This is a genomic window from Streptomyces sp. NPDC101178 (genome assembly GCF_044767965.1).
Taxonomy (GTDB): Bacteria; Actinomycetota; Actinomycetes; order Streptomycetales; family Streptomycetaceae; genus Streptomyces.
In genome coordinates this window covers 565,361-592,069 of sequence record NZ_JBIWOZ010000003.1, presented here as the reverse complement: position 1 = coordinate 592,069, position 26,709 = coordinate 565,361, and the positions used below count along the sequence as shown (strand labels likewise).

The window sequence follows — 26,709 nt, the reverse complement described above, 5'->3', positions numbered from 1 at the left end:
TTGACGTCAATGTCAGGGTCAAGGTCGGTGACGGGGGTCACATGTTCATCGGAGAGCTGGCGAGACGGAGCGGCATCAGCACCAGGAGCCTGAGGTACTACGAGCAGCAAGGGTTGCTGCGACCACAGCGGCGGGCCAGTGGCTACCGCGAGTTCACGGAGGCCGATGTGGCCGTCGTGCGCAGGATCCGGATCCTGCTCGCGGCCGGACTGAACACCGACCTGATCCGGGAAGTGCTGCCCTGCATGGCCGAAGAGGGAGCCATCCTGGCGCCGACCTGCGAGGAAATGGCCCAGGACCTCAAGGACGAACGCGAGCGCATGCGCCACTCCATCGAACAGCTCCAGTCCGCCCACACCATGCTCAGCTCGATCATCCACGCGGGCGAAGCGATCACGGCCGGCGTCAGCCGCAGCGGATAGGTACGCGACCGAGCGCCGAAGCGGTTCAGCGACGTCCGGGACGGCTCGGCGCCATCGCTGGCACCGGCCCGGCCCGGCCCGGCAGACGAATGATCCCGCCCCCGCCCCGCGCTCTATGCTGCGAGAGGCCTAGGGAGGCCAAGAGGGACCAGGCCGAACAAGGAGGCGCCGGGTGGCGACAGGGCGCACCGACCCCGACCGGCGGGACCGCATCATCGACGCGGCCCTCGACCTCATCGCCGACGAGGGTGTCGCGGGTATGTCGCATCGCAAGGTGGCCGCCCGTGCCGGAGTGCCGCTCGGGTCGATGACGTACCACTTCTCGAGCATGGACGAGCTGCTCCACGAGGCGTTCACCCGCTTCTCCGGCACGATCGTCGCCGTCTTCGAGGACCGCCTCGGCGCCGCCACCACCCCCGGCGAGGCCCGCGAGGCCGTCGCCGACCTGGTTCACCACCTCTCCAGCGGCAACCAGCGCGAGCTGGTCCTCACGCACGAGCTCTACACCCTCGCCGCCCGCAAACCCGCCTACCGCGAGCTGACCCGCACCTGGATGAGCCGCAGCCGCCGCGCCCTGGAATGGCACTTCGACCCCGCCACCGCCCGCCAGCTGGACGCGCTCATCGAGGGCCTGTCCATCCACCGCGCCCTGGAGACGGAGCCGCACGACCGCGCGCTGACGGTCGAGGCGATCGGCCGCATCACCACCGCGCCGCAGGACAACCTCCGGAAGTAGCCGACGTGTTGGAAGAGCACCGCCTCCGTCTGCTCTCCGCGATGACCGACGGATCCTGTGGCCGGTGGACTCGCCCTGGGTCCGCGAGGCCGTGGAGGCGGTTCCCCGGGACCGCGTCCGGGTCATCACCGGTGATGCCGAGTTGCCGGAGGCGGAGGCCTTCGACCGGGTCATCTCCACCTACGCCGTGGAGCAGGTGCCCTGGGCGTGGGAGGAGCACGGGGCACCCGGCATGTACGACCTCGGGCTGCACATCACGCCCGACACGCACTACGTCTTCACCGGCGACGACCCCCACGCCCCCGCTGGCACCCGCTCGCCCATGCCCTTGAGCGCCGCCCGCCGCACACAGCAGACCGGCGGATCGTCCGGGGCCGTCACTGGTCGCCTCTGAGCAAGTCGCGGAGTTCGTCGTCGGAGCTGCCCCCTCCTTCGCCTGACCCGGCACGCGCCGGTCCGGCCGCCGCCTACGCGGTCAGGACCGGTTCGAAGTAGCCCGGCGTGCGGAACAGGCCGGTGAAGGTTCCCGGGCCGTGGCGTTCGTCCAGCCACACTCCCAGCTCCGTCACGTCGCCGGTGATGACGGCCGTGAGTATCCGCCTGTGGCACTCGCTCTCCTCCCCAGGCGTGAACTCCGTGAGGAAGTGGCCGTACCGGCGGTTGATGCCCGTCTCGTAGCCAGTGAGAGCCGCCGCGTAGCGCGCCTGCTCCCCCAGTTCCGGTACGTCTGCCACGCGCCTCACGTCCTGGTCGGTCAGCGTTCCCGTCACGTCCCGGAACGCGAGCGCTCCGGCAGCGTCCGAGGGCTCCGTGATGCCGAACTGTTCCGCTGCTTGCCGGGTGATGGACTGTGCTTCCCTGTCGCACGCACCTTCCATGACGATCCCGAGATTCCGCGTGTGGCGGCTTCCGCTTCGATCGGCAGCCGAGTAGGACTGCCCGGTCACCCGGCGGTAGTTGATTCCGTACTGCGTGCGGACGGGCATGCCCGCCACTTCCACGTACCGCCGGCGCGACCCGTAGTGAAGGCAGTCATGGGCGTACGCGCGCAGCAGGTCGAGCAGGGCCAGCGCGGGACGCTCGGGGTCCGGGCGCTCCATCGGCCCGTACATGGTGATGACAGCCATCATTTGCAGGTGCCGGTAGCCCTGGTCCGGGTGGTGGAATCCGCCGAAGGCGCCGGCTCGCGAGGACGCGCAGCCGACCAGCACCCGGTCGAGCGGCAACATCGTCGTCAGCCCGTATCCGGCGTACCGGCGCTCGGCCGATTCGAGGCCTGCGTGAAAGGGCGTGGTGTCGATACCTTCAGCAGCCCACCGGTTGAGCGTCTCCGAGAGAGGCCTGAACATGTGCGCGGGGTGCCTTTCCGTCAGGGCGGACGCGTCGGCGCGCATGGCCGCCAGACCTGCCATGGCCCGGGCACCTGCGACGGACTCGTTCGGCGCGAGTCCCGTCAGGCCGACGAACTCGCCTTGATGAGTTGGACATGGGCCCCTTGCATCCCTTCCGGGAGCGCGTCCGGGCTGAACCATTTCGCCTCCAGAATCTCGAAACTGTCGATCTTGAGAGCTCCACCCACGTGCAGCGCCTCATAGGCGATTTCCACGCGGAGCTTGTAACCGCTGGTCACCTGAACCAGCCGGCCCGGGACGACCTCCAGGCCGGTTTCCTCCCGGACCTCTCGGACGATGGTCCTCGGGAACTCCTCGCTCTTGATCGCGTAGCCGGTAGGAAGTCCCCATGGCCGGTCCGTGGGCCACGTACGGTGCTTGAGAAGCAGGACTTCCCCCTCCTCGTTCCGCACCACGCCCGTCACCCCGATCATGAATTTGGCGTGTGCGAACCACAGAACTCGCCATTGCAGAGGGCCACGAATGAGCTTCCACACTCGGGCAACGATTCGCTTCATGCGCACCCTTTCGAAGGAGCAAGCGCTGAACACGCTTGCGGTGCCTGCTCAACCCGTGGCGTGGCGCGCGGGTCACGCCCAGGCCTCCGCAGTCCCGCCTACCGCTTCGTGAGTACGGGAAAATGATCCCTCCGCCCAGCCCGAACTCGGCGCTTTATTCGCACTGTCGGGTAAAGATCATGGACCACTCGGACAGCAGCCTCCGGCAGTCCTCGCCCCAGACCGCATACCCCCCGTACCGCTCGAAGTCATCGCGGTAGGCGTTCACATCCCGGTGGTCCCGAAGCATCAAAGCGCCTGTCCCGGTTTCCACGGTGGCAATCCGACGGTCGTAGACCGTGAAGGTATTCAAGGGACGTTCGGGTATATAGCCGGCGAGAGGGAGAACACCCAGCCGCACATTGGGCAGACGGGAGACCGAGGCCAGTCGATCCATTTGCATAGCCATGGCAAGGGGCGGGAGAATTGGCCATCTGACAGCCTGCTCGGTCAGAATGAAAGTGAACGATTTCTCAGCTTCGAGAAGGACACGCTGTCGTTCAAGTTTCCTAAAAATGATCTTGGACTGGTCACCGGGAACATCAGCGATGCTCGCCCGCACGTAATCGGGCGTGGCCAGCAGGCCGGTGACCATGGATAGAAGAAAGAAACGGAAGTCTCTGGTCGCCGCCTCCAGGCGAGCCAGTTCATCCTGCTTCTTGTCCAGCCCCCTGCGGCGAGAAGCTCTATGGTCTTGCCACTCGGTATTGGCGGAGCGGGTCAGCAAACGTATTTCAGCAGCCAACGGACCCTCGGCGCCCAGGGCTTCAAGGATCAGCTCCACATCGACCAGGGCGGGGGTCAACTTCCCGCTTTCGATGTTGCTCACCTTGGTCTGACTCATGTTGCAGCGCTTGGCGAGCCGGACCTGCGTCCATCCGGCCCGCCTGCGCTGCTCCTTCAGCGCTGCCGCCAGGTCCGACCTGGAATGACCCAGGTCCTCGGGGTCAAAGGCCAAGGCCCTTCACATACTCCTCGAAGGCCACTGACTCTTCGACCGCGATCCGCTGGTGCTCAAGGAACGGGCGCACGTCACCGCCGAACACTTCTCGGCTGATCTGCCGACCGTCGGAGTGGTAGTTCATGAGCACCACTTCGGAAGAGTCGAACAGCCAGAAGTCCTGTACACCCTCAAGGGGGTTGGGTCGGTTCGTCACGTCGAGAATGCGGATCTCTTCACCGGCCAGGGCGTGAGCCTTGTAGTAGTGATGGAACTCGAACCGCAGGTAGTCGGAGAGCGGACGGGCCAGCACATGAACCCGCCCCTGGCTCCGCCCCTGTGCGACTTGCCGACGCAGCCGCTCGGTGTACTCGTTCGACACGGCCACCGGATCGGTGCGAGCACCGCCCTTGAACGCCTCGAACTCCTCCGCCTCTTGGGGCATGAGGTACTGCGGCAGGGTCTCCAGGCGCCAGGCTTCCCGCTGAAACGCCGCAAAGCGAGCAGTCCACTCCTCACCAGCCAAGAGCACGAACGGCCTCCCTCAACGTCTCCTCCGGAATCTCCACAAGCCCTTCCCCGTCGGGCGCCGCGAAGGCATCGGACACGTCACCTTGAACCACGAATGACCCCGATGCGGTCCGGTAGACGTTCGGGCAGTCGTCCTTTCCACACGTGCCGTTGCCGTTTCCGGTAAGCCGGGTCAGTTCCTCACGAGCCATGGCCATGACTGCGAACCCCCTCGGACGGCCCCCTGCGGACCGGTTGTGACGACGGTACGAGTGCGGCGCATGGGCCGTCCATGCGGGAACCTTGATATTGGCGTCATCGCATAAACCGGCCCGGTGGACGCCTGATCCCTCCCGCTCGGCGCACACATCAAGCGGGCGGCCGCCCGGGGCCGTCACCGAGCGCCGCCCCTGAGGAGGTCGTCGAGTTCGTTCCTGCAATCCAGGCCGCCGGGCAAGACCGTCACGATTCCGACCCTTCCCGAGTCGTCCACCGTGACATCGGCGAGTTGGCCCTCGACCTCCGCGATGTACTCGCGGCACTCAGCCTTGACGGGTCGCTCGGGCCGCGACTCCGGCGGCGATGCGGCGGCCTGCAGCCAGGCGGTGGCGGCGAGGCCGGTCGCGCAGAGCACCGCCCATGTCAGCACCCAGGCGCGGCGGCTCATCCGCCGTGGATTCGGCATTCAGGCACACTACGAGCACGGCACCCTCCACCACCAGGGCGTTCCGGCGGTGCACCTCTCCATGGTCACCGCCAACGCCGCCGCCCGCGCCTTCTACGACCGCGTCGGCCTCCACGAGATCGCCGCCCCGGAGCCCAGGCCCGTCACCTGTCCCGGCCGGAACACAGCAGCGACGTCGCCGCGTTGATCAGGATCAGCGTGTGGACGAAGCGGCCCGGAGCCGTCGGCGGGTAGCGCCACGACAGCGGCCAGGTGTGGCCCTCCAGTGCCGGGACCGGTACGTAACTCACGCGGTTCCTCGTCCCGTTCAGGATCGTCACCTCGCGCGGCCAGCAGCGGTGGGCCGTCGAACCCGGCGGTACGAAGAAGTAGACACCGCGCCGGCCGTTCGCCTCGGTCACCACCGGGCCGGGCTCTCCGCCGACCAGCTCCTCCATCAGGTCGGCCAGTCGCCGCCCCGCCTCGCCGTCAACGCGGACCGCGTCGATTTGCACGCCCGCCTTGCGGAGTTGGAATCCGGAGTCCGGGATCCACCCGATATCGCGTTCACCATTCAGTGCATTCACAGGACGATTGTGACCCTGATCACCTAGCGTTCTCTACGGCTGGCGAGGCTCGTCGCACACCCGTTGACCTGCACGAACTTCGCTGTTGGGCAGTTGATTTGAGCCACATCGCGTAGTGACCGGTTGAGTTCGGTTGAGTCGAAAAGAGATCACGTCATGGCAAGTGCGGAGAACAAGGATTCAGCCAGTCCCGCCGCGAAGCTGGTGGCCAAAGTGACCCGTATGCTGCGCGTCCAGCGCGGTTGGTCGCAGGACCGGCTGGGGGACGAGCTGGGCTATTCGGCGGCTGCCGTCAGCGCCATGGAGACGTGCGCGCAGCCCGCCAGTGACGCGATGCTGGTGGCGCTGAAAAGCGTCCTGCCCGAGGGCAGTGATGTCTTCGAGACGGCACGGCTGTACATGCGGATGGAGCGGCTGCCCGAGCAGTTCCAGGACTACGCGCTGCTGGAGCAGGCCGCGATCAGCCTCCAGTTGTTCGCCGCGAACGTCATTCACGGGCTCTTCCAGACGGAGGCGTACGCGCGAGCGCTCATCGGTGGCGGATATCCACCGCTCTCCGACGAGCGCGTGGAAGAGCTGGTTCAGCTGCGGATGGCACGCGCCGCCCTCTTCGACCGGGACCCGCTCCCGATGATCGAGGTCATCATCGACGAGGCCGTCCTGCGCCGCGTCATCGGCAGCGAGGAGATCATGCGGGAGCAGCTGCTCCATCTCGTGGAGTGTGCGCGGCGGCGTAATGTCACGCTGCTGGTGCTGCCTATGGATGCCGGGAAGTATGGGGAGTACGCGGCCGGTCACGGCGGAATGAGCCTGGTGGAGACCTCTGATCATGAGCATCTCGTCTATCTGGAGGCGCAGGAGGAGAGCCTGCTCATCAGCGACCCGGCAAAGGTCAGCATCTACGCGCAGCGCTATGCGAAGATCCGGTCACAGGCCCTGGGTCCTCGCGAATCGCTGGACCTCATCATGCGGTTGGCAGGAGTGAAGGAATGAGCAGCACCCTCCGGTGGTTCAAGTCCACCTACAGCAGCGGCAGCGGCGGCGACTGCATCGAGGTCGCCTTCGACTGGCGTACGTCCTCCTACAGCAACGCCAGCGGCGGCGAGTGCGTCGAGGTGTCCGCCGCTTGGCGCACCTCCTCCCACAGCAGCTCCAGCGGCGGCGAGTGCGTCGAGGTCGCCGCCTGCCCCCATGCCGTCCACGTCCGTGACTCCAAGGTCACCGACGGGCCCGCCTTCGCCGTCGCCCCCGACGCCTGGTCCACCTTCGTCACCTGGGCCGACTGACGTACTCGCTGTACCGCCGCGTCACTCGGGGGCAGCGCCTGCCGGAAGCCGGCGGCCCGCCGGGGCAGGATGGGGTCATGCCCACGCGATCCGCGCCCGTCCTCGTCTACGACGGCGACTGCGCCTTCTGCACGTCGTCGGTGAACTTCCTGACCCGGTGGGTGCGGCCGCGCTGCACCGTCACGCCGTGGCAGTTCGCCGGCCTGGAGGCCCTCGGGATCACCCAGGAGCGGGCCGAGCGCGAGGTGTTGTGGGTCTCGCCGCTCGGGACGGTGTACGGAGGCGCGCAGGCGGTCGCCAAGCTCCTGCTGAGCGCCGGTGGCGGCTGGGCCTGGCTCGGCGGGCTGCTGACGCTGCCGCCGGTGCGGTGGATCGCCCACGGCGTCTACCGGCTCGTCGCCGCCAACCGCACGCGCCTGCCTGGCGGTTCACCGGCCTGCGCGCTCCCGGCGGACCGCAGGCCGGGAGCCAAGGGTTAGGCCGTGTCCCGCTTCCAGTCCTCGACGAGCAGGCCGAGCGTCACCTCGTCCAGGAACTCGCCCATGACCCAGGCCGACGAGCGCAGGACCCCTTCGCGGACGAAGCCGTTGCGTTCGGCGGCGCGCAGCATCGCGGGGTTGTCCGCCAGCGTCTCGATCTGGAGCCGGTGCAGGCTGCGTACGACGAACGCGTAGCGGCACAGGGTCGCGACGACGTCGGTCCCGTACCCCTGGCCGCGCGCGGACGGCAGCAGCGCCAGGCCGATGTGCGCCGACCGGTTGTGGGTGTCGATGCCCCAGAGCGTCGCGAGGCCGATGAGCGTGGAGCCGCTCAGCTCCACCACCGAGAACCGGACGGTCTCCTCCTCGCCGCCCGTCGCGGGACTCGCCCGCTTCGCGTCCGGTGGCATCGGCCGCCACGGCCCGCTCTCGAACCGCGCGGAGTGGTCCACGTCGTTGAAGAGCTCGGCCCGCAGGATCGGTGTGTCGTCATCGTGGCGAGCCCTGAGCCCGACCTTTCCGCCTCTCAGCATGGGCTCTTCCTAGCCGACGAGGCTCGGCGGCGGCAATCGGTTAAGTGCCCGGCCGCCGTGGGGAGCTTGAAGGCGCGCAGGGGGCGCGAAGGAGGCGTGCAGGCGGCGCGAAAAGTGGCGCTCGCTTGTCGGTGGCATGCCTTATTCTGCGAGCCTGGCCGCGCCCCACCTCTTCTTTCTCTCATCTCGGGCGACGCGCGGCCCCTTTCATACCGTGGGGGTATCAGTAACTGTGCGTACGCGCAGAATTTCGACCGCGGCGGCGTTCGCGGTCCTCTTCAGTTCCGTGGTGCTCGTCGGCGGCACGGCGAGCCCGGCGGCCGCCGACAGCCGGGTGCAGGTTCCGGTCACCTGGCTGTCGGACTCCGTACTGGACGGGGTCAACCAGCGGCTGTTCCTCAGCGACCGCTCCTCGGGCAAGATCGTCGCCACCGACTTCACCGGGCGGACACTCGCCACCATCACGGGCGTGCCGGGCGTGACGGACCTCGCCCTCAGCCCGGACACGAACACGCTGTACGCGGCCGTGCCGTATGCCGACAAGATCGTGGCCGTCGACGCCTCCGAGCTGCGGGTGACGGCCGAGTACCCGACCGGGGAGGGCACCAAGCCGTCCACGGTCGCCTTCGCCGACGGCCGGATCTGGTTCGGGCACGGCGAGAACTGGGACTCGGCTCTCGGCTCCGTGGACCTGAGCGGCGCCGAGCCGGTGGTGGCACTCGACCAGGGAGCGGACTTCAACTGGTCGACTCCGCCCACGCTCCACACCGATCCGCTGGCCGCCGGCACGCTCGTCGCCGTGGACAGCGGGATCAGCAACGGCCCGGTCGTGGTGTACGACATCACCACCGGCGTTCCCGCCATCCGCGTGCACCAGAACACCGGCGGCTTCATCACGGACGTCGACTTCACCCCTGACGGCCAGAACATCGTCGTGGCGGGCCGCCGCGGGCCGTCCGTCGCGGAGTACCGGCTCAGCGACCTCGCGGAGCAGCGGGTCTTCCGCGGCCCGAAGGAGGGCGCCAGCATCGCGGTGGCGCCCGACGGTACGGTCGCGACCGGCACGGCCGACTGGTTCGAGGACCCGGACCTGTACGTGTACACGCGCGGCGCGGGCCAGGCCGGCAGCACGCGCAACCTGCAGGACACCACCGGCCTCGCCGCGCGCGGCCTCCACTGGTCGCCCGACGGCCGCAAGCTGTTCGCCCTGCACGACACCCACAGCGGCCCGACGACGCCGATGACGATTCTCACGGCGCCCCGCTCGTACGTCACCACCACCACGGCGAGCGCCCCGGCCAAGGCGACCCGCGGCAAGGCCCTGACGGTCAGCGGCAGCACCAGCGCGAGCCTGCCGCTGCCCGCGGGCACGCAGCTGGCCGTCGTCCGGACGGACATGGAGTCGCCCAAGGGCAGGGCGATCGGTTCCGCCAAGGTCGACGCCAGGGGCAGGTACGCCTTCAAGGACGCCCCGCCGGCCGGTGGCAGGGTGACGTACAAGGTGTCGTTCGCGGGCAACGCCTCCCACACGAGGTCCACCGCGTCCGCCTCCGTCGCCGTCTCCCGGGCCGCGACCTCGCTGAAGCTGAACCGGAACAAGTCGGTCCACGCGTACAACAAGAACGTCTCCTTCACCGCGACCCTCGGCAAGACGTACAAGAACCGCGTCGTCGAGATCTGGGCCGACCCCTTCGGCGCCGACAAGCCGAAGAAGCTGGTCAGGAAGGCGAAGGTCAACTCCAAGGGCAACCTGTCCGTCACCGTCAACATGAAGCGCGACACGACGGTCACGGCCGTGTTCGCCGGTGACGCCCGGTACGCGCCGAGGACCGTGAAGTCGACCGCGTACGCCAAGGTCAACGCCTCCGTGAAGCTGTCCAAGCACTACAGGACAGCGAAGATCGGGAAGACCTCCTACGCGTACTACAGCAAGAAGAAGAACCCCGTCTTCACCACGAGCATGGCCTACCACAAGGGCCGTGCCCACCTGCTGACCCTCCAGCTGAACTACCAGGGCACCTGGTACGACGCGGGTCAGCAGTACTTCCCGCTCGGCTCCGGCGGCAAGTCCGTCGTGACGCTGGAGGGACCGCACGAGACCGGCTACAAGATGCGCGTGCGCACCTCGTACATCAACGGCTCCTCCGGTGACAGCGTCAACTACACGACGCACTCGGCCTGGAAGTACTTCATCTTCACGAAGTAGCCGCCGCCGTCTCGCGGGCTCTGAGCGCCAGCCACAGGTCGTAGCGGGCGCTCGGGGGCCGGAGCAGTGAGCGTTGGAGCACGGTCTCCAGCCGGGTGAGGCGCTTGCGGGCGCCGGGGACGGAGATGCCGAGTTCTGCGGCTGTCGGGCCGAGGCGGCCTTCGCAGCCCAGCCAGGCGCGCAGGGTCGCCTCGGCGGCCCCGGACACCGGCTCCAGCTGGCGGGCGGCCCACTCCTGGACGGCGGGGCGGCGCAGGACCTCATCGAGGTCGTGCGCCGCCCCGCCGTCGCGCTGTCCGGACGCCTTCTCGCCGTCGCGGTGTCCGGGCGCTTCCCCGCCGTCGCACTTTCCGGGCGCTTCCCCGCCGTCCGTCTCCGGCGTGCAGACCGGGGTCGGCGTGGCGCGGATGCGGAGGGCCAGGTCGAGCGCCGCCTGGTCGGCCAGCCGGTGGAGGTCCAGGCCGAGCAGCTCGCCGATGAGCTTGAGGCGGGCGGCGAGCGTGTTGCGGTGGACCTTGAGGTGGTCGGTCGCGTGCGAGGCGAACGCCAGCCAGGAGGCGGCGGTGGCCGCGAGCTCCTGGCTCCCGGGGTCCTGGGCCCGGCGCGGCGCATGCGTCAGGAGCGGGGCGAGCAGGGCCTCGGCCCACCGGCGTCCGGCCGGGCCGACGACGAGCGCCGGTTCCGGTGCGGCGCCGAACCGGACGTGCCGGCCGGGCAGTTCGCGGGCCACGGCCAGGGCGTGGAAGGCCTGGCGGTAGCCGGTGGCCGTGTCGGCCAGCGGCAGCCGCTCGCTGACCCCGACCACGCACTCCGCCACCAGCGCGGCCACCGTCTCGTCGGTCGCCGTGGGCGCCGCCTCCTCGTACGCCGCCGGCATCACCAGGATCAGGTGGCGGGCGTAGACCGGGCACCGCACGATCCAGGACCGGCCGCCGTCCGCCTCCGCGCAGACCCTCGCCACCTCGTCGCGGCTGCCACCGGAACACTCCACGACACAGACTCGTACGGGGTCGGGCAGGCGCGGACGCAGCGCGCCGGCCACCTGGTGCGCGATGGAGAGCTGGCCCGTCATCAGCAGGTGCAGCACCGCCTCCCGGCCGCGCGACTCGGCCAGCTCCACCCGCCGCCGCTTGCGCGCGACCGTCTCGGCCTCCCGGCACAGCGCGAGCGGCATCAGCGCGTCGGCCAGCAGCGTGGCGAGCCCGGCGGCCACGGGCCGGGGCGTGACCACGGCGAGCAGGGGCGCGGTGCTTTGCGGGTCGTCCGTGTGCGGCGCGGGGAGCGGGAAGAGCAGGGTGGTGTGCGCGCCGGTGTCGTGCGAGTACGCCAGGGCTCCGCGCTCGGTCAGCGCGCGTACGCCTTCGGCTACGAGAGCGGTCACGTCGGGGGCGACGGGCACCCCCGACGGGTACGGGGCTCTCGGGGCTGCTGAGGCTCTCCGGCCATCCGGGGCTCCCAGGGCCTCCGGGCGGGGTGGGCTGATCGGCACCGTCCCGGACGCGCTCAGCAACGTACCGTCGGAGCCCGCGATTCCGGCCCAGCCGTCGGCGCGGCCCGCCAGCCAGCGCAGCAGCTCGGCCGTCCCGCCGTTCCTGGCCAGCCGCTGCATCCGCAGCAGGTCGTCGGCCCGTTGACGTGCTCGCACATGATCCCCCGATCATCGATGTGCATCGCTGTGTCGCATCACTGTGCGGGGTGTTACCCCCACCCGCGCCCCACTGGGCGCATTGAACCTCCCCGTGCCACTACCCACCGGTCTATGGTCCGAACGTGGTGTTCCGGTACCGGCGGCAGCGGCTCACGGGGGTGGTCGCTGCCGCCGGGGCCGGGGCGTCTCCTCTCCCCGGTCCTCGTCTCGGGTCCCGGCCGGTTGTCAGTGGTGGCCTCTAACGTCGTTTCTTGACCGGACGACTTGTGAGAGAGGCCCCACCGTGGAGTTCCGCATCGAACGCAGTGCCCTCACCGAGGCCGTCGCCTGGGCCGCCCGCGTGCTGCCGGTCCGCTCGCCCGTTCCCGTGCTCGGCGGGCTGCTGCTGGACGCGGAGGACGGGCGGCTGCGCGTGAGCGGGCTCGACTACGAGGCGTCCGCGCGCATCGACGTGGAGGCCGCCGAGGTGGTGCGTCCCGGCAAGGTGCTCGTCATGGGGCGGCGCCTGAACGACATCTGCAAGGTGCTGCCGGAGGGGCCGGTGGAGTGCGCGGTGGAGGGATCGCGGTTCACCGTCTCGGGGGACGGCGCGCGCTTCGGGCTCTCCGTGCTGCCGCTGGACGACTACCCGGCGCTGCCCTCGCTGCCGCGGGTGCGGGGCGCGGTGGAGGCGGCCGCGTTCGCGTCGGCCGTCGCGGATGTGGCGGTGGCGGCGGGGCGGGACGACACCGTGCCCGCGCTCACCGGGATCCGGCTGGGGCTCGACGCGGAGGCCGGGACGATGACGCTCGCGGCGACCGACCGGTACCGGTTCGTGGTGCGGACGCTGCCGTGGAAGGCGGCCGAGTCCGGGGGCGAGAGCGGCGATGTGCTCCTCTCAGCCCGGCGGTTGACCGAGATCGCGCGCTCGCTCGGGCGGTCCGGGCTGGTGAGTGTGGCGCTGGACGCCGGTTCGGCGGGGTTCGAGCACGCGGGAATGCGGACCACCGTGCGACTGCTGGAAGGACGGCTCCCGCGCCACGACAAGCTCTTCGCGATGGAGGGCCCGGCGGTGGCGGTGGTGGACCGGGCGCGTCTGGTGGAGGCCGTCAAGCGGGTCTCTGTGGTGGCCGACGGCGACAGCCCGGTGCAGATGGCGTTCTCGGCCGTCGACAACTCCGTACATCTGCAAGCCGGTTACGAGGACGACGTGGCGTCCCAGCGGCTGCCGGCGACGCTCGAAGGCGCCCGGGAGATCACCGTGGCGTTCAACCCCGGCTATCTGGCGGACGCCTTGGCCTCGTTCGAGGAGCCGTCGCTGCGGCTGCTGCTGATGGGGGCGGGACAGCGGGCCCTGATCACGGGCGGCGGAGAGGGACCGGAGTCGGAGGCCCACCGGCACCTGCTGATGTCGGTGAAACCGCAGTCGGCGTGAGGCGCCGTTACCGTGGGGCGCCGTTGGCTTGAGCCGGCGTTGGCGTGAGCCGTCGTCATGCGGCCGGGGCGGGCCGGACGACCCGTACGGAGTCCGGCCCGCCGCTTCCGTACGTCCTAGTCCTGCGGCCGTACGCCCGCCTTGTCCACCACGGCCCGTTTGACCACGGCGTCGGCGCTGAGCAGCGCACCCTTCTTGCCGTACGCGGTGTCGGCGGTCAGGAAGCTGCGCGAGCCCAGGTAGACCAGCGTCTCCGGGTCGAAGACCCACTCCGAGCGCCAGGAGTTGCGGGTGTCCACGCGGGCGATGCCGACGCCCTTGCGGCCGACCGCGTCCAGCGCGTCCGGGGCCTCGGTGACGCCGGGGATCAGGGCCGCGGCCTGGTAGAGCGCGGCGGCCGTCTCCGGCGGCATCATCTTGAAGCCGACCATGTGGCCGATCTCGTCGAACACGGCCTGGGCGTGCTCCTGGCCCTCCGGCTTCGGGGTCAGCGCGGTGATGTGGTCGAGCAGCTTCCGCGGGTCGGTCGGCAGGGCCGCCAGCCAGCGGTAGGTGGGCCGGCCGATGCCCGGCGCCGTGCCCTCGGTGTCGCCGAGCTGGGCGTTGATGGGCAGGGTCTCACCGTCCTCGCGGCTGAGGCCGAGCTGCATCTGCGGGCCGGGCTTCTGCGAGTACCAGTCCTCCCGCTCCGCCAGCGGGGTCGTCACCAGCGTGCCGCTGGTGAGGTCGCCGTTCTGGACCTGGCTGCGGACGTAGACGAACTGGTCGTCGCGGACCGGGCCCACCTCGCTCCTCGCCGCCGCGTCCGAGATCCGGCCGAGCACGAGCGCCACCGGCTGCGCGTCCCCGGCCCTCGCCGAGGCCGACGACGTCCCGCCGCCCGCCCGTACGGAGCCCTCACCACCGCTCTGCGCGGTGTAACCGGCCACCAGCGCGCCGGCCAGCGCGAGGGCGGTGACCGGGGCGAGGAAGGACGGGCGCAGGAGGCGCGGACGGACGGGAGCGCGGTCCCTTCCGGAGGCGGCGGCGGTGGTGTCGTGGTCGATCTGGTTCATCAGGCGTTCCCTGTGGTGCTCGTGGCGGCCCGGCGGAAGGTCGAATCCGGTGGTGGGCGGCAGCAGCCGCGCCAGCTCGGCGCGGTCGTCGCCGCTGCGGCCGTCGCGGTCGCTCCCGCTGCTCCGGCCGTCGCGGCCGTCGTGACCGTTTCGGCCGGTACGAACGATCCGGCCGGTCCGGCCGGTCCAGCCGTCGTCGTCACGCGTCGTCGCGGTCATCGCGATCCCCCTTCGCCCGGCAGGACGACGAATGCCGCCCTGCCTCCTCCCTCTCCGCGGCCCCGTCGGGGTTCCCGCCCGGGCTCCATCCGATCCCGCTCCAGGTGCTCGCCCGCCAGTCCGCGCAGCCGCGTACGGGCCCGGGAGAGCCGCGACCGTACGGTGCCGACGGGCACGCCGAGCGCGTCCGCCGCCTGCGCGTAGTCCAGCCCGGCCCAGACACAGAGCGCCAGCACCTCGCGCTCGGGCTGCCGCAGGCGGTCCAGGACCGCTCGTACGGCGGCCAGTTCGCGCTGGTGGTCCAGCCGCTCGGCGGAGGCCTCCGCGAAGTCCTCGGTCTCCTTCGGCTTCGGCTGCCGGGCCAGGAAGGCGAGCCTGCGGCCGACGCCGCGCCGGTGGTTGCGCGCCTTGTTGGTGGCGATGCCGAGGAGCCAGGGCCGCAGCGAGCCGCCCTCCGGGTCGATCTGCTCACGGGTGCGCCAGGCGGCGAGGAAGGTCTCCGACATCACGTCCTCGGCGGCGGAGAGGTCGCCGGTGAGGCGGCAGGCGTGGCTGTGGACGGACTTCGCGTAGCGGTCGTAGAGACCGCCGAAGGCCTCCCGGTCGCCCGCGCGGATCCGTTCCCGTACGCGTGCGTCGTCGTCCCGGCCGTCACGGTCGTCACAGTCGTCGCGGCCGTCACGGTCCTCGCTGTCGTCCCGGCCGTCGTCGGGCGGGGGTGCCGGGCGGACCGGCTGTTCGTTGTGCTCCACGCCCCGTACCTCTCCGCGGCGGCCACCGGGTTCCCGTGGCCCGGGTCACAGGAGACGTATGCCCGTGCGCACCCCGATCCTGCCAACCGGCCCGGAACGCGGGAACGGGGGGTGCGTCCGGCCGGAGCCGGACGCACCCCCCGTACCGGGGTGGTTCACACGCGGAGGATCAGCAGCTCAGGTTCGAGCCGGTGGTGGTGCCGAGGATCTGGGTGAACTGCGTGAACTTGTCGATGCGGCTCTGGACCTGCGCCGGGTTGCCGCCGTTGCACTCGATGGCGCCGTTGATGGAGCGGATCGTCTCACCGAAGCCGGGGCCGTTGACGATGGCGTTGTGGCCCGTGATGGTGCCGGGGCCGGTCTGGGTGTTCCAGTACCAGAGACCGGTCTTCCAGGCGATGGAGGCGTTCTGCTCGACCAGGTAGGGGTTGTTCAGCAGGTCGATGCCGAGCGCGTCACCGGCGGCCTTGTAGTTGAAGTTCCAGCTGAGCTGGATGGGGCCCTTGCCGTAGTACGCGGACTGGCCGGCCGGGCAGCCGTAGGGCTGGCTGGCGTCGCAGTAGTGGGGGTAGTTGGCCTCGTTGACTTCCTTGATGTACACCAGCCCGCCGGTCTCGTGGCTGACGTTGGCGAGGAAGGCGGCCGCCTCGCGCTTCTTGATCTCGTCGCTGCCGCTGTTGGCGAAGGCCGGGTAGGCGCTCAGGGCGTCGGTGAGGCCCTGGTAGGTGTAGAAGGAGTTCCGGTTCGGGAACATCTGGTTGAACTGGGCCTCGCTGACGACGAACCCGTTGCTCTGGCCCGGGCCGTCACCGCCACCGGTGCCGCAGGCGCCGTTGTCGGTCCAGACGTCGGAGGAGCCCGGCCGCTCGTTCTGGGTCCACCACTTGGCGGTGTAGTTGCGGCCGTTGTGGGAGGCGGTCTGGCCGCCGGTGTAGACGGACGAGGAGTTCCAGGCGCTGAAGCAGTTGGCGGCCTGGGCGGTTGCCGCGGGGAGCACGACGAACGCCGCGACGACCGCGGCGAGCGCGACCAGCAGGCTGAGGGCACGTTTGATCACGTGAACACACTCCTTAGACGCGGCGCGGCGTCCGGCCGTGCGCCGCCGTGGGGGTGCCGATACTCAAGCGACGATGGTCTGGACCTGTCAAGGTCTAGACCAGCTTTCGTGACCATGCCGCGCGCCGCACGGGGGCCGCTTGCCGCCGGTGACAACGATGCCATCAACGCGCTCAACTGCTCTGATTCCGGAGCCGGTCGATCCGGATCACGCTGCGAACAGGGCCGGAACCGAAGGTAAAGGATTCGGGCGCGTCCAGCATGCGGGACGGTTCCGCACGCCATGCGGTCGGGCCTGAACGGCGGGCGAACAGCAGGCGTCGCTTTCCGTCCGCCCCTCCCGCTCCTCCTCCGGCCCGCCTACGGTGACTCGCACCGACGCGCGCGGGCACGGGGGCCAGGCGCGCGAGCACGGGGACCGGGGGGCAGCCGTGGAGTGGTTCAGCGCCGAGAACGTCGTGGCGGTCCTCACCGCCGTGCTGGGCGTCCTGGCCTCGGTCGGCGTGCTCTGGTACGAGCGCCGGGTGCCGCGCCGCAAACGCATCGGCTACCGCGTCCAGATGGACACGCCCATCGGCAGCGACGTGAGCCAGGGCCGGGCCAACGTACGCCTCGGGCTCTTCAACGAGACCCCGGACATGTCCGACGCCACGCTCGTCCTGCTGCGCATCGAGAACGACGGCTCGCAGTCCATCGTCGACAGCGACTACACCGGGCGCGAACTGCACGGCCTGACCGCCGAGTTCACCGGGCGTACGGTACGCGGCATAGCCGTCACCCAGCCGCCCGGCGCCGCCCACCTGATGGAGCACTTCACCCCGGCCGCCGGGATGCGGCACACCGGATCGCTGATCCGGCTGCCGCGCGCCCCGCTCAACCGCGGCGAGCACTTCAAGCTGCTGGTGTTGCTGACCGGCGCGGACGTCGGCAGCCCGATCCGGATCACCGGCGGCATCCGGGACGGCGAGGTGACGGTCAACCGCGCCGCCCGCCCCGACGACAAGCCGCCGCTGTTCGGCCGGGCCGCCCGGCTCATCACCGTGACGCTGACCGTCTGCGTCATGGCCCTCGCCGGGATCATCCTGGTCCGGGACGACACCCCGCCGCCGCTCGACTGCGCACGCGGCGAACTCCGGGTGACGGGATCGACCGCCTTCGCCCCGGTCGTACGGGAGCTGGCCGCGACGTACATGAAGGAGTGCGAGGGCTCCCGGATCGAGGTGGACCCGCACGGCAGCAACTCCGGCATCCGCGAGCTGTCGGACGAGGGCGCGCGGGCCGGGAAGGGCGGCTCACCCGCGCTGGTGGCCCTCTCCGACGGGCCGAAGCCGCCCGGCCACCCGGAGCTGCGCGAGACCCGCGTCGCCGTGTCGCTGTTCTCGCTGGTCGTGAACGACCGGGTGCCGGTACGCGACCTGGCCCTCGCCGACATCCGCCGCATCTACGCGGGCGAGATCCGCAACTGGCGCGAGCTCGGCGGCCCGGACCTGGAGATCCTGCTGGTCAGCCGGGACGCCAACTCCGGTACCCGCGAGGTGTTCCAGCGCCGGGTCCTGGACCGCAACGAACCCGCCCAGTCCTCCCGCGACTGCGCCACCAAGGACGACCCGCGCGCGCCGGTGACCCGCTGCGAACTCGACGGCACCGACCAGGTCCTGGCCACCGTCGCCCGGCTGGACGGCGCGCTCGGCTACAGCGAACTGCGCTCCGGCAGCGAGCCGCGCGGCCTCCACCGCATCGCGATCGACGGCGTCCACCCGTCCGTCGACACGATCGGCACCAGCCCGTACCCGTACCGGGAGATCGAGTACGCCTACACCTACGGCCGCCCGCCCGCCGACTCCCTCGCCTCCAGCTTCCTCGGCTATCTGAGCCGGGGACGCGGCCAGGACGTCATCCACATCCACGGCCACCTGCCGTGCGCGACGCCGAAGGGACTGCGGGTCTGCGGCGAGGACTGAGCGGCCGCCTACGCGGCAGGGCCCCGGACCGATGAGGCTCCGGGGCCCTGCGCATACCGCTGTCCTACCTACAGGAACGAGTTGATCTGGATCGTCTCGGTCCGGCCGGGGCCGACGCCGATCGCGGAGATCGGCGCGCCCGACATCTCCTCCAGCGCCTTCACGTACGCCTGCGCGTTCTTCGGCAGGTCGTCGAAGGTCTGCGCCTGGGTGATGTCCTCGGACCAGCCCGGCAGGTTCTCGTAGATCGGCTTCGCGTGGTGGAAGTCGGTCTGGTTGTACGGGAGTTCCTCGACGCGCTTGCCGTCGATCTCGTACGCCACGCAGACCGGGATCTGCTCCCAGCCGGTGAGGACGTCCAGCTTGGTGAGGAAGAAGTCGGTCAGGCCGTTGACCCGGGTCGCGTACCGCGCGATCGGGGCGTCGAACCAGCCGCAGCGGCGGTCACGGCCGGTGGTGACACCGCGCTCGCCGCCGATGCGCCGCAGCGCCTCGCCGTCCTCGTCGTGCAGCTCGGTCGGGAACGGACCGGCGCCGACACGCGTCGTATAGGCCTTGAGGATGCCGATGACACGGCTGATCTTCGTCGGGCCGACACCGGCACCGGTGCAGGCGCCGCCGGCCGTCGGGTTCGACGAGGTGACGAAGGGGTACGTGCCGTGGTCGACGTCGAGCAGGGTGCCCTGGCCGCCCTCGAAGAGCACGACCTTGCCCTCGTCGATGGCGTCGTTCAGGATCAGGGTCGTGTCGGCGACGAACGGCTTGATCTGCTCCGCGTACTGGAGCATGTCCTCGACGACCTTGCCGGCCTCGATCGCGCGGCGGTTGAAGACCTTGGCCAGGAGCTGGTTCTTCTGCTCCAGGGCCGCCTCCACCTTCTGCTCCAGGATCGACTCGTCGTAGAGGTCCTGGACGCGGATCCCCACCCGGTTGATCTTGTCGGCGTACGTCGGGCCGATGCCCCGGCCCGTCGTGCCGATCTTGCGCTTCCCGAGGAACCGCTCGGTCACCTTGTCGAGCGTGACGTTGTACGGAGTGATCAAATGAGCGTTGCCGCTGATCAGAAGCTTGGACGTGTCGACGCCTCGCTCGTTCAGACCGCTCAGCTCGGAGAGCAGGACCGCCGGGTCGACCACGACACCGTTCCCGATGACCGGGGTACAGCCCGGCGACAGGATTCCGGAGGGGAGGAGATGCAGTGCGTACTTCTGGTCGCCCACGACGACCGTGTGACCGGCGTTGTTACCGCCCTGGTATCGCACGACATAGTCCACGGATCCACCGAGGAGATCGGTGGCCTTCCCCTTGCCCTCGTCACCCCACTGAGCACCGAGCAGCACAAGTGCGGGCACAGGCGTACACCCCTTCCGGGCGGGGCATGTCCAAGGCCAGGGGGCGTACGTAAAGGTCGTACCTGCCGCACGACGATGTACGGCAAAGCCTGAGCCGTCGAACCGGGTGCCCCGGAATAGACGAAGCCCCTGGCGCAATAGCGCAAGGGGCTCTTGCACCAAGATGCTACCCGAGGAAGGACCGAGGTGTCGGCTGCAGAGCCCCCCGGCGACGGCGGCGACCAGCTTCTGGTGGTCATCGACCCGGCCGCCCGCCGGACCGACGGCGAGTCCGTCCGGATCGCGAAGGACGTGCTGAGCGCCGGTTCGCACGCCAAGATCTGCCTTCCGGACACCCCGGAGGAGTTCGCCCGCGCCCTGTCCCGGCGGGGTTCGCGCCGCCCGGTGGTGGTCGGCGACGACCACGCGCTGCTGCGTGCCGTGGCCCAGCTCCACCGGGAACGCGAGCTGGCCCGGGGCGTCCTCTCGCTGATCCCCGTGGGCGCCGCGCACGCCCTGGAGGTGGCCCACGCCCTCGGTGTGCCCCGGAGCGCGGTGGCGGCCGCGCGGACGGCGCTGGACGGCGTGGCGCGGCGCCTGGACCTGCTGGTGGACGACAGCGACGGCGTGGTGCTCGGCCGGCTCTGCATCCCCGCCCCCACGCCGGTGCCCGGAACGGGGACCCCGCACACGGGCGTCACGGCCGTCTGGGACACCTGCCGCTCACTGGTGACGTCCCTGGTCCGCCCGGCGGCCCCGGGCGCGGCCACCGCACCCCCGGGGACGTACCGGCTGCGGGTCGAGGCGGACGGGGTGCTGCTGAGCGACCTGGACGCGCCGGTGCGCGGGGTCTCGGTGCACTCCCAGGGCGACGGGGGCCTGGCCGACGTGGTCGTCCGCACCTCCGCCGGCGAGGACGTCACGGCGGAGGCCAAGGCCGTCACCGTCTCCGGCGCGGACTTCCGCTACCGGGCCGACATACAGACCGGCGGCCCGGTCCGCACCCGGACCTGGACCGTACGGGCGGGCGCCTGGGGCCTGATGCTGCCGCTCCCGGCGAGCGCGGACGGGGCTACGGGGGGACGCTAGAGGGGTACGTACGGGAATCGGCCGCGGAGGTGACCGTCATGACCACCACCACCATGCCCCGAGTCACTGTCGGATGGCACATCGACCTCGAATTCGAGGAGGACTCGCACCGCACCCGCGCGGCGGCGATGGTCCGCCTCTCCGACGGAACCGAGGTACGCGCCCACGGCTACGCCAGCCGCCACCCCTCGGACGAGGACCAGCAGCGGGTGGGCGAGGAGATCGCGGGAGCGCGAGCGCTCAACGAGCTGGCGATGAAGCTGCTGACCAAGGCCCACGACGAGATCGACGAGGCGTCGGGCCGGACGTCGTACCCGCTGACGTAGTCGGGGGCTCCGCCCCCGAACCCCCGCTCCTCGTTCGCCGGAGGGGCTTGGAGCACTGGAACCGCCCGCTCACCCCACCGCGTCCCCCCGCACATGGAGACCGACAGGAAGCCGTCACCGGCACCACCGGCTGCGCGACCGCCCTCGCGGGCACCGCGGCCTGGCTCCCCCTGCTGAGAAGGCCGCGCTACACCTCCACCACCAGCTCCTTCACCCCCCGGATCACATAGCCCGGCTGCCACTCCGGCTCCGCCACCATCCGCATCGCGGGCGCCTTCCGCAGCAACTCCCCGAAGGATGCCGCCAGTTCGAGCCGCGCCAGCGGAGCGCCGAGGCAGTAGTGGATGCCCGCGCCGAGCGACACATGCTGGTTGTCCGGCCGGGTCAGGTCCAGCCTCTCCGGGTCCGCGAACCGCTCCGCATCCCGGTTGGCCGACCCGAACAGCAGCGCCACCTCCGAACCGCGCCCGATCACCTGCCCGTCGATCTCGATGTCGTCCAGCACCCACCGCTCGAACAGCTGCAACGGGGTGTCGTAGCGCAGGAGTTCCTCCACAGCCGTCGGCAGCGACGCGGGCGCGGCCCGGAGCGCGGCCAGCTGCTCCGGGTGGTGGAAGAGCGTCCGCCACCCGTTGACCGTGGTGTTCACCGTCGCCTCGTGGCCCGCGTTGAGCAGCAGCACACACGTGGAGACCATCTCCTGCTCGGTCAGCCGCTCGCCCTCGTCGTGGGCGGCGATGAGCGCCGAGATCAGGTCGTCGCCGGGGGCGGTCCGCCGCTCGGCGATCAGCCCGCGCAGGTACGCCGAGAACTCCTCCGACGCCCGCACGGCCGCCGTCGCCGTCTCCTCCGACGGGTTCAGCTCGTACATCCCGCAGATCGCCGCCGACCAGGGCCGCAACGGCCCCCGGTCCTCCTCCGGCACGCCCAGCATCTCCGCGATCACCGCGACCGGCAGCGGCTCGGCGACCTCCGCCAGCAGGTCCCCGCCGCCCTTGGCCACGAACGCGTCGACCAGCCCGGCCGCCAGCCGCCGTACGGTCGGGATGAGGTTCTCGACCGTACGCGGGGTGAACGCCTTGGAGACGAGCCGCCGGATCCGGGGATGGTCGGGGGCCTCCAGGTCGAGCAGCCCCTGCCCGTTGAGCGTGGTGAACGGCTCGTGCGCGGCGGGCGGCGGCGTGCGGCCGAACTCCTCGTGGGTGAAGCGGTGCAGATACGTACGGCCCAGGCGCCGGTCGCGCAGCAGGGCCGACACGTCGGAGTGGTGCGGGATCAGCCACTGCCCGGTCGGCTCGAACCAGTGCGCCCGGCCGGCGGCCCGCAGGGCGGCGTAAGCGGGGTAGGGATCGGCGACGAACGCGGGTGACCAGGGGTCGAAGGACACATGCATGACCCGACGCTACCCGCGCCCGCCACCACCGCAAGGGGGCCGGCGAAGGCCCGGGGTCACCCCGGCGTGACCAGCCGCGCCTCGTACGCGAACACCGCCGCCTGCGTCCGGTCGCGCAGCCCCAGCTTCACCAGGATCCGGCTCACATGGGTCTTGATCGTGGACTCCGCGACGATCAGGTGCGAGGCGATCTCCGCGTTGGAGAGCCCCTGCGCGATCAGGACGAGCACCTCCGTCTCACGCTCCGTGAGGTCCCCGATCCGGGCGAGCGCGGGCGGTCTCGGGGCCTCCGCGAGCTTGGAGAACTCGGTGATCAGCCGCCGGGTCACGGTCGGCGCGAGCAGCGCCTCGCCCGAGGCCACCACCCGTACGCCGTCCGCGAGCTGCCGGGCCGAGGCGTCCTTCAGGAGGAAGCCCGAGGCTCCGGCCCGCAGCGCCTGGTACACGTACTCGTCCAGGTCGAAGGTGGTCAGGACCAGCACCTTGGCGTCCGCGTCCTGCGCGACGATCTCGCGGGTCGCCTCGATGCCGTTCATCTGGGGCATCCGGATGTCCATCAGGACGACGTCCGGGCGCAGCGCGGTGACCTGGGAGACGGCCTGCCGGCCGTCCACCGCCTCTCCGATCACCGTGATCCCGGGCATCGCGTTGAGCAGGACGGAGAAGCCCTCGCGGACCATCATCTGGTCGTCGACGATCAGGACGCGGATGTCGGTGCCCGCCCCCGCGGTGGTGCCGGTGCCGCTCATGCGCCGCCGTCCCGTTCGATGACGACCGTCGACGCCGCGGCGTCCCGGCCACCCCGCTCGTCCGGCTCGCTCTCCACCGGCGGTACGGGCAGGAACACCGCGACCTCGTACCCGCCGTCCTCCGTCGCCGCCGCCGTCATCACACCGTCCAGCATCGCGACCCGCTCCCGCATCCCGGTGACCCCGTGTCCGGCCCCGGGTGACGGCTTGACCAGGCCCCTCGGGGGCCCGTTGACGATCCGCAGGCCTATCCCGCCGAGCACGTACGAGATCTCGACCCTGGCCGTGGCGCCCGGCGCGTGGCGCAGGGTGTTGCTGAGAGCCTCCTGGATGATCCGGTACGCCGACAGCTCCACGCCCTGGGGCAGCTCGCGGACGGCCCCGGTGATCACCTTCTCCGTCTCCAGACCCGTCTCGCGGACGTTGTCCAGGAGCCCGTCCAGGACGGCGAGGGTGGGCTGCGGGGCGTCCGGGGCCTCGTAGTCCTCGGCGCGGACGACTCCGAGGACGCGGCGCAGCTCGGTGAGGGCGGCCACCGCGTTCTCCCGGATGGTGACGAAGGCCTGCTCCAGCTCGGGCGGCGGGTTCTCCACCCGGTAGGGCGCGGCCTCGGCCTGGATCGCGACGACCGACATGTGGTGGGCGACCACGTCGTGCAGCTCCCGGGCGATGGTGGTGCGCTCCTCCAGCAGGGTGCGCCGGTCGCGCTCGACGGCGGTGACGGTGCGCTGCACGGTCACCTCGCGCTCGGCGTCACGGACCTCCTGCTCGGCGTCGCGCCGGACCTGGTAGATGGCGACGACGAGCAGCGCGAAGGCCGACAGGACGGCCATGGGCGCGGTGACGGACGGGTCCCCGCCCTCCAGCACCACTCCGAGCAGCAGGGTCAGCAGCCACATCCAGACCGCCGTACGGGGCCGGGTCCGGGCCGCCACGACCACCAGGACCACGACCTGCGCGGCGAAGGCGCTGGGCCCCCACAGCCCCTCGCTGCCCAGGAGGGCGCAGAAGAGGGTCGCGACCCAGGACGCCCAGAACGCGGCGACCGGGCGGACCAGCGTCATCGCGACCGCGATGGCGGGCACCAGCCCCATGAAGATGCGGAAGTGCCAGTTGGCGAACCCGGCCATCATCACGAGGAAGGCCGCGAACAGCACCAGCGCGTGCGGCGTCCAGACGACGGCCCGCCTCAGCCCCTCGGGCAGCCGGCGGATGAACCGCCCCTCCGGCGAGAGGGGCGGCAGCGGGCGGTAGGCGAACACATGGCGGAAGAGGTCTTCCCGCAGGCCGTCCATCGCGCCGGCGGCCGCCCGGAATTCCGGGCTACTGGTCTTCGTCTGGGTCTCGGTCACGTTTCCACGGTAGGCGGCGGCCGCGTACGGGTCGTCCCTACAGATGGTGATTCCGGACCGTCCCCCTCAAGGACTACATACCCCCTGCCGGTGGCCCCACCGGGCCTCCCACGGCCCGGCGCACCGCGCCCTCCGGAGTCACGGACGGAAGAACTCCGCGTGCTCACCGGCCCACTCCGCGAACGTCCGGGCCGGCCGCCCGGTCACCTTCTCCACGGTGTCGATCACCGTCTTCCCCTCCGGCGGGGTGTCCCGGTAGACCTCGATGAGGAACGCGATGACATCCTCCGGCATCCCGTTCGCCCGCCAGCCGGCGAGCGCCTCCTCCTCGGTCAGCTCGACCAGTTCGATCGCCTCGCCCCGCGCCGCCGCGATCGCCGTCACCTTGTCGCCGACGGTCAGCGCCTGCGGGCCGGTGATCAGGTACACCTGGCCGCCGTGGCCGTCCTCGGTGAGCGCCGTCGCCGCGACCGAACCGATGTCGGACTCGTGGACCATCGCGCTGAGCCGGTCGACGAAGGGCTCGCGCACCACACCGTCCGCCTTGATCCCGGGCGCCCACTCCAGCGCGTTCGCCATGAACTCGACCGGCATGACGACCGTCCACGCCAGCCCGCTCGCGCGCACCGCGCTCTCCATCGGCGTGTCCCCGCCGCCGTTGAGCACGGTCACCCGCCGCACCCCGGCCGCGCGGGCCCGCTCCATGATCTGCTCACCGGTCGCCAGCGGGGCGAAGAGGCCGCCGTCGAAGGTGATCAGGTGCAGCCCGGTCACGCCGTCCAGCGCGCTCTCCAGCGACGCCGGATCGGCGAGGTCACCGCGGACGACGTCGACGCCCGCCGGGAGCTCCGCACGCGCCGGATCGCGGGTCACGGCCCGGACGTGCTCGCCGCGCTCCAGCAGCTGCTCGACCACTCGACGGCCGACCGTTCCCGTGGCTCCGGTCACCAGGATCGTCATGGCGGGTCTCCTTCGTTCGGTTCGACGTCGACCGGCTGCGGTTCGACATCAACCAACCTAGGAACCCTTGCGGTCACCTTCTGTCCGCAACCGGACAGCACATCGAGGACCTCACCACGCCAGCTGCGTGATCTCCTCCGCCACGATCGCGCACGCGTCGGCGGCCGGGTCGATCAGCGGGAAGTGCCCGACGTCGCCGAGCAGCGTGAGCCCGACCATCTCGCCGGACCTGGCCGCCGCGTCGACGTACGCCTCCGACACCGCCGGCGGGACGACGATGTCCTCCTCGCCGTGGACGATGGCGGTGGCGATCCCGGTGGGCAGCAGGACGGCCGGGTCGGCCTGGGCCGTACGGTCATCGAACTCCTCTCCAGCGCCGAGGAGTTGTGTGACCGCCCCGCCGCACACCTCCAGCCCCACCGCCGTGGCGAAGTCCGCGATCGGGGCCAGCGCGACGACCCCGCGCAGCGGCGGCGGGGCGGGCAGGTGCCACGGCGACCCCTCGGGCAGCACGTGCCGCGCCGCCGCCCAGAGCGCGAGGTGGCCGCCCGCGGAGTGGCCGGTGACCACGATCCGGCGCACGTCGGCGTCCGGCAGCTCGCGCGCGGCGAGGGCCGGAACGGCGTCGAGCGCGGCGGCCACGTCGTCGAAGGTCTCCGGCCAGCGCCCCGCGACCGGGTCACCGCCGGGCACCGCCTCGCCCTCGCCGCCGCGCCGGTACTCCACGCTCGCCACGGCGAACCCCCGCCGGGCCAGGAAGCCCGCGAGCGGGGAGACGTGCGCCCGATCGTAGGGAGCCCGCCAGGCGCCGCCGTGCAGCAGGACGACGAGCGGGGCGGCGGTGCGGCCGCCGTGCGGGGCGTAGAAGTCGATGACCTGGTCGGGGTGGTCGCCGTAGGCGGCGGTCCGGTCGGGGGCGACGGCGGGATGAGCGAACGCCGACGCGCTCTCGACCTCGTCCCGATCACGCGCGACAGAGTCCGGGAGACCCGGGGAATCCGACATGCTGCTCAACCGTCCTATGCCTGTGTCCTGTGCCAGGGTCCTGTGCCGGTGCCAGGTGCCCAACTGGGTTGACCTGCGGGGACGGTAC

General features: G+C 70.9%; 29 protein-coding genes. 11 read left to right on the top strand and 18 right to left on the bottom strand.

What is annotated here, in order from left to right:
- The first annotated feature begins 41 nt into the window (after nucleotides 1-41).
- From ACIRR8_RS11180 to ACIRR8_RS11170, 3 genes are all read left to right on the top strand, one after another.
- Complete coding sequence (locus ACIRR8_RS11180; protein ID WP_404061983.1) at nucleotides 42-422, top strand: MerR family transcriptional regulator; 381 nt, start codon at nucleotides 42-44, stop codon at nucleotides 420-422.
- Nucleotides 423-594: 172 nt separating this feature from the next.
- Nucleotides 595-1,158, top strand: coding sequence for a TetR/AcrR family transcriptional regulator (locus ACIRR8_RS11175; protein WP_404061981.1), 564 nt, complete (start codon nucleotides 595-597; stop codon nucleotides 1,156-1,158).
- A 64-nt stretch (nucleotides 1,159-1,222) separates the two neighbouring features.
- Entirely contained in the window at nucleotides 1,223-1,552 is a 330-nt protein-coding gene (locus ACIRR8_RS11170) for a hypothetical protein (RefSeq protein WP_404061978.1), read from the top strand.
- Between the two features lie 73 nt (nucleotides 1,553-1,625).
- Here the strand turns inward: ACIRR8_RS11170 and ACIRR8_RS11165 are convergent, their stop codons facing one another.
- The 7 genes from ACIRR8_RS11165 to ACIRR8_RS11135 all read right to left on the bottom strand — a co-directional run bounded on the left by ACIRR8_RS11165 (nucleotide 1,626) and on the right by ACIRR8_RS11135 (nucleotide 5,807).
- Nucleotides 1,626-2,552: a hypothetical protein gene (locus ACIRR8_RS11165; protein WP_404061975.1), complete on the bottom strand. Its 927-nt coding sequence runs from the start codon at nucleotides 2,550-2,552 to the stop codon at nucleotides 1,626-1,628.
- Nucleotides 2,553-2,611: 59 nt separating this feature from the next.
- Entirely contained in the window at nucleotides 2,612-3,067 is a 456-nt protein-coding gene (locus tag ACIRR8_RS11160; RefSeq protein ID WP_404061972.1) for an NUDIX domain-containing protein, read from the bottom strand.
- A 154-nt stretch (nucleotides 3,068-3,221) separates the two neighbouring features.
- Nucleotides 3,222-4,064, bottom strand: a complete 843-nt coding sequence (locus tag ACIRR8_RS11155) for a Scr1 family TA system antitoxin-like transcriptional regulator (RefSeq protein WP_404061970.1) — start codon at nucleotides 4,062-4,064, stop codon at nucleotides 3,222-3,224.
- Entirely contained in the window at nucleotides 4,054-4,578 is a 525-nt protein-coding gene (locus tag ACIRR8_RS11150; protein ID WP_404061968.1) for a DUF6879 family protein, read from the bottom strand. The genes ACIRR8_RS11155 and ACIRR8_RS11150 overlap by 11 nt, the downstream gene beginning before the upstream one ends.
- Entirely contained in the window at nucleotides 4,562-4,768 is a 207-nt protein-coding gene (locus ACIRR8_RS11145) for a hypothetical protein (protein WP_404062580.1), read from the bottom strand. The genes ACIRR8_RS11150 and ACIRR8_RS11145 overlap by 17 nt, the downstream gene beginning before the upstream one ends.
- A gap of 182 nt (nucleotides 4,769-4,950) precedes the next feature.
- On the bottom strand, nucleotides 4,951-5,241 hold the full coding sequence (locus ACIRR8_RS11140) for a hypothetical protein (protein WP_404061965.1): 291 nt from the start codon (nucleotides 5,239-5,241) through the stop codon (nucleotides 4,951-4,953).
- Between the two features lie 143 nt (nucleotides 5,242-5,384).
- Complete coding sequence (locus tag ACIRR8_RS11135) at nucleotides 5,385-5,807, bottom strand: hypothetical protein (RefSeq protein WP_404061963.1); 423 nt, start codon at nucleotides 5,805-5,807, stop codon at nucleotides 5,385-5,387.
- A 156-nt stretch (nucleotides 5,808-5,963) separates the two neighbouring features.
- Between ACIRR8_RS11135 and ACIRR8_RS11130 the strand changes: the two genes are divergently transcribed.
- From ACIRR8_RS11130 to ACIRR8_RS11120, 3 genes are all read left to right on the top strand, one after another.
- Nucleotides 5,964-6,800, top strand: coding sequence for a Scr1 family TA system antitoxin-like transcriptional regulator (locus ACIRR8_RS11130; protein WP_404061960.1), 837 nt, complete (start codon nucleotides 5,964-5,966; stop codon nucleotides 6,798-6,800).
- Nucleotides 6,797-7,093: a DUF397 domain-containing protein gene (locus tag ACIRR8_RS11125; protein ID WP_404061957.1), complete on the top strand. Its 297-nt coding sequence runs from the start codon at nucleotides 6,797-6,799 to the stop codon at nucleotides 7,091-7,093. The genes ACIRR8_RS11130 and ACIRR8_RS11125 overlap by 4 nt, the downstream gene beginning before the upstream one ends.
- Nucleotides 7,094-7,170: 77 nt before the next feature.
- Nucleotides 7,171-7,572 carry a thiol-disulfide oxidoreductase DCC family protein gene (locus ACIRR8_RS11120; RefSeq protein WP_404061955.1) on the top strand — a complete coding sequence of 134 codons (402 nt, stop codon included), beginning with the start codon at nucleotides 7,171-7,173 and terminating at the stop codon, nucleotides 7,570-7,572.
- Here the strand turns inward: ACIRR8_RS11120 and ACIRR8_RS11115 are convergent.
- Nucleotides 7,569-8,105 (bottom strand): GNAT family N-acetyltransferase, encoded by a 537-nt coding sequence (locus tag ACIRR8_RS11115; RefSeq protein ID WP_404061952.1) that lies wholly within the window; start codon nucleotides 8,103-8,105, stop codon nucleotides 7,569-7,571. The genes ACIRR8_RS11120 and ACIRR8_RS11115 overlap by 4 nt on opposite strands.
- Nucleotides 8,106-8,337: 232 nt before the next feature.
- On the opposite strand from ACIRR8_RS11115, the gene ACIRR8_RS11110 reads away from it, so the two are divergent.
- Nucleotides 8,338-10,311 (top strand): WD40 repeat domain-containing protein, encoded by a 1,974-nt coding sequence (locus tag ACIRR8_RS11110; protein WP_404061949.1) that lies wholly within the window; start codon nucleotides 8,338-8,340, stop codon nucleotides 10,309-10,311.
- On the opposite strand, the gene ACIRR8_RS11105 is transcribed toward ACIRR8_RS11110, so the two are convergent.
- On the bottom strand, nucleotides 10,301-11,920 hold the full coding sequence (locus tag ACIRR8_RS11105; protein WP_404062577.1) for a helix-turn-helix domain-containing protein: 1,620 nt from the start codon (nucleotides 11,918-11,920) through the stop codon (nucleotides 10,301-10,303). The genes ACIRR8_RS11110 and ACIRR8_RS11105 overlap by 11 nt on opposite strands.
- 322 nt (nucleotides 11,921-12,242) lie before the next feature.
- On the opposite strand from ACIRR8_RS11105, the gene dnaN reads away from it, so the two are divergent.
- Nucleotides 12,243-13,373: a DNA polymerase III subunit beta gene (dnaN, locus tag ACIRR8_RS11100; protein WP_404061946.1), complete on the top strand. Its 1,131-nt coding sequence runs from the start codon at nucleotides 12,243-12,245 to the stop codon at nucleotides 13,371-13,373.
- Nucleotides 13,374-13,489: 116 nt separating this feature from the next.
- Here dnaN and ACIRR8_RS11095 read toward each other — a convergent pair whose 3' ends face one another.
- The 3 genes from ACIRR8_RS11095 to ACIRR8_RS11085 all read right to left on the bottom strand — a co-directional run bounded on the left by ACIRR8_RS11095 (nucleotide 13,490) and on the right by ACIRR8_RS11085 (nucleotide 16,456).
- A complete protein-coding gene (locus tag ACIRR8_RS11095) occupies nucleotides 13,490-14,647 on the bottom strand; it encodes a CU044_5270 family protein (protein ID WP_404061944.1) in 1,158 nt (385 codons plus the stop codon).
- Nucleotides 14,644-15,264: an RNA polymerase sigma factor gene (locus tag ACIRR8_RS11090; protein ID WP_404062574.1), complete on the bottom strand. Its 621-nt coding sequence runs from the start codon at nucleotides 15,262-15,264 to the stop codon at nucleotides 14,644-14,646. Before ACIRR8_RS11090 ends, ACIRR8_RS11095 begins: the two co-directional genes overlap by 4 nt.
- 304 nt (nucleotides 15,265-15,568) lie before the next feature.
- Entirely contained in the window at nucleotides 15,569-16,456 is an 888-nt protein-coding gene (locus ACIRR8_RS11085; RefSeq protein ID WP_404061941.1) for a glycoside hydrolase family 19 protein, read from the bottom strand.
- Between the two features lie 430 nt (nucleotides 16,457-16,886).
- Between ACIRR8_RS11085 and ACIRR8_RS11080 the strand changes: the two genes are divergently transcribed.
- Nucleotides 16,887-18,416 (top strand): substrate-binding domain-containing protein, encoded by a 1,530-nt coding sequence (locus ACIRR8_RS11080; RefSeq protein ID WP_404061939.1) that lies wholly within the window; start codon nucleotides 16,887-16,889, stop codon nucleotides 18,414-18,416.
- 68 nt (nucleotides 18,417-18,484) lie between these two features.
- Here ACIRR8_RS11080 and ACIRR8_RS11075 read toward each other — a convergent pair whose 3' ends face one another.
- Entirely contained in the window at nucleotides 18,485-19,768 is a 1,284-nt protein-coding gene (locus tag ACIRR8_RS11075; protein ID WP_404061936.1) for an adenylosuccinate synthase, read from the bottom strand.
- Between the two features lie 186 nt (nucleotides 19,769-19,954).
- On the opposite strand from ACIRR8_RS11075, the gene ACIRR8_RS11070 reads away from it, so the two are divergent.
- Together ACIRR8_RS11070 and ACIRR8_RS11065 are read left to right on the top strand one after the other, a co-directional pair.
- Nucleotides 19,955-20,836 (top strand): diacylglycerol kinase, encoded by an 882-nt coding sequence (locus ACIRR8_RS11070; RefSeq protein ID WP_404061933.1) that lies wholly within the window; start codon nucleotides 19,955-19,957, stop codon nucleotides 20,834-20,836.
- Nucleotides 20,837-20,889: 53 nt separating this feature from the next.
- Complete coding sequence (locus ACIRR8_RS11065; protein WP_404062571.1) at nucleotides 20,890-21,162, top strand: DUF1876 domain-containing protein; 273 nt, start codon at nucleotides 20,890-20,892, stop codon at nucleotides 21,160-21,162.
- A gap of 187 nt (nucleotides 21,163-21,349) precedes the next feature.
- Here the strand turns inward: ACIRR8_RS11065 and ACIRR8_RS11060 are convergent, their stop codons facing one another.
- The 5 genes from ACIRR8_RS11060 to ACIRR8_RS11040 all read right to left on the bottom strand — a co-directional run bounded on the left by ACIRR8_RS11060 (nucleotide 21,350) and on the right by ACIRR8_RS11040 (nucleotide 26,621).
- Nucleotides 21,350-22,555 (bottom strand): cytochrome P450, encoded by a 1,206-nt coding sequence (locus ACIRR8_RS11060; protein ID WP_404061930.1) that lies wholly within the window; start codon nucleotides 22,553-22,555, stop codon nucleotides 21,350-21,352.
- Nucleotides 22,556-22,611: 56 nt separating this feature from the next.
- Nucleotides 22,612-23,304: a response regulator gene (locus tag ACIRR8_RS11055; RefSeq protein WP_404061927.1), complete on the bottom strand. Its 693-nt coding sequence runs from the start codon at nucleotides 23,302-23,304 to the stop codon at nucleotides 22,612-22,614.
- Complete coding sequence (locus tag ACIRR8_RS11050; RefSeq protein ID WP_404061924.1) at nucleotides 23,301-24,656, bottom strand: sensor histidine kinase; 1,356 nt, start codon at nucleotides 24,654-24,656, stop codon at nucleotides 23,301-23,303. The genes ACIRR8_RS11055 and ACIRR8_RS11050 overlap by 4 nt, the downstream gene beginning before the upstream one ends.
- A gap of 138 nt (nucleotides 24,657-24,794) precedes the next feature.
- Complete coding sequence (locus tag ACIRR8_RS11045; protein ID WP_404061922.1) at nucleotides 24,795-25,616, bottom strand: NAD(P)H-binding protein; 822 nt, start codon at nucleotides 25,614-25,616, stop codon at nucleotides 24,795-24,797.
- Nucleotides 25,617-25,727: 111 nt separating this feature from the next.
- On the bottom strand, nucleotides 25,728-26,621 hold the full coding sequence (locus ACIRR8_RS11040) for an alpha/beta hydrolase family protein (RefSeq protein ID WP_404061920.1): 894 nt from the start codon (nucleotides 26,619-26,621) through the stop codon (nucleotides 25,728-25,730).
- Between the last annotated feature and the right edge of the window lie 88 nt (nucleotides 26,622-26,709).

Excerpts from the sequence above, each read along its gene's own strand:
- ACIRR8_RS11040 (WP_404061920.1), bottom strand. The coding sequence starts at position 26,621 with ATGTCGGATTCCCCGGGTCTCCCGGACTCTGTCGCGCGTGATCGGGAC.
- ACIRR8_RS11180 (WP_404061983.1), top strand. The coding sequence starts at position 42 with ATGTTCATCGGAGAGCTGGCGAGACGGAGCGGCATCAGCACCAGGAGC.
- ACIRR8_RS11130 (WP_404061960.1), top strand. The coding sequence starts at position 5,964 with ATGGCAAGTGCGGAGAACAAGGATTCAGCCAGTCCCGCCGCGAAGCTG.
- ACIRR8_RS11095 (WP_404061944.1), bottom strand. The coding sequence starts at position 14,647 with ATGACCGCGACGACGCGTGACGACGACGGCTGGACCGGCCGGACCGGC.
- ACIRR8_RS11115 (WP_404061952.1), bottom strand. The coding sequence starts at position 8,105 with ATGCTGAGAGGCGGAAAGGTCGGGCTCAGGGCTCGCCACGATGACGAC.
- ACIRR8_RS11120 (WP_404061955.1), top strand. The coding sequence starts at position 7,171 with ATGCCCACGCGATCCGCGCCCGTCCTCGTCTACGACGGCGACTGCGCC.
- ACIRR8_RS11160 (WP_404061972.1), bottom strand. The coding sequence starts at position 3,067 with ATGAAGCGAATCGTTGCCCGAGTGTGGAAGCTCATTCGTGGCCCTCTG.
- ACIRR8_RS11055 (WP_404061927.1), bottom strand. The coding sequence starts at position 23,304 with ATGAGCGGCACCGGCACCACCGCGGGGGCGGGCACCGACATCCGCGTC.
- ACIRR8_RS11065 (WP_404062571.1), top strand. The coding sequence starts at position 20,890 with ATGCCCCGAGTCACTGTCGGATGGCACATCGACCTCGAATTCGAGGAG.
- ACIRR8_RS11165 (WP_404061975.1), bottom strand. The coding sequence starts at position 2,552 with ATGCGCGCCGACGCGTCCGCCCTGACGGAAAGGCACCCCGCGCACATG.
- ACIRR8_RS11140 (WP_404061965.1), bottom strand. The coding sequence starts at position 5,241 with ATGCCGAATCCACGGCGGATGAGCCGCCGCGCCTGGGTGCTGACATGG.
- ACIRR8_RS11060 (WP_404061930.1), bottom strand. The coding sequence starts at position 22,555 with ATGCATGTGTCCTTCGACCCCTGGTCACCCGCGTTCGTCGCCGATCCC.
- ACIRR8_RS11045 (WP_404061922.1), bottom strand. The coding sequence starts at position 25,616 with ATGACGATCCTGGTGACCGGAGCCACGGGAACGGTCGGCCGTCGAGTG.
- ACIRR8_RS11125 (WP_404061957.1), top strand. The coding sequence starts at position 6,797 with ATGAGCAGCACCCTCCGGTGGTTCAAGTCCACCTACAGCAGCGGCAGC.
- ACIRR8_RS11105 (WP_404062577.1), bottom strand. The coding sequence starts at position 11,920 with ATGCAGCGGCTGGCCAGGAACGGCGGGACGGCCGAGCTGCTGCGCTGG.
- ACIRR8_RS11145 (WP_404062580.1), bottom strand. The coding sequence starts at position 4,768 with ATGGCTCGTGAGGAACTGACCCGGCTTACCGGAAACGGCAACGGCACG.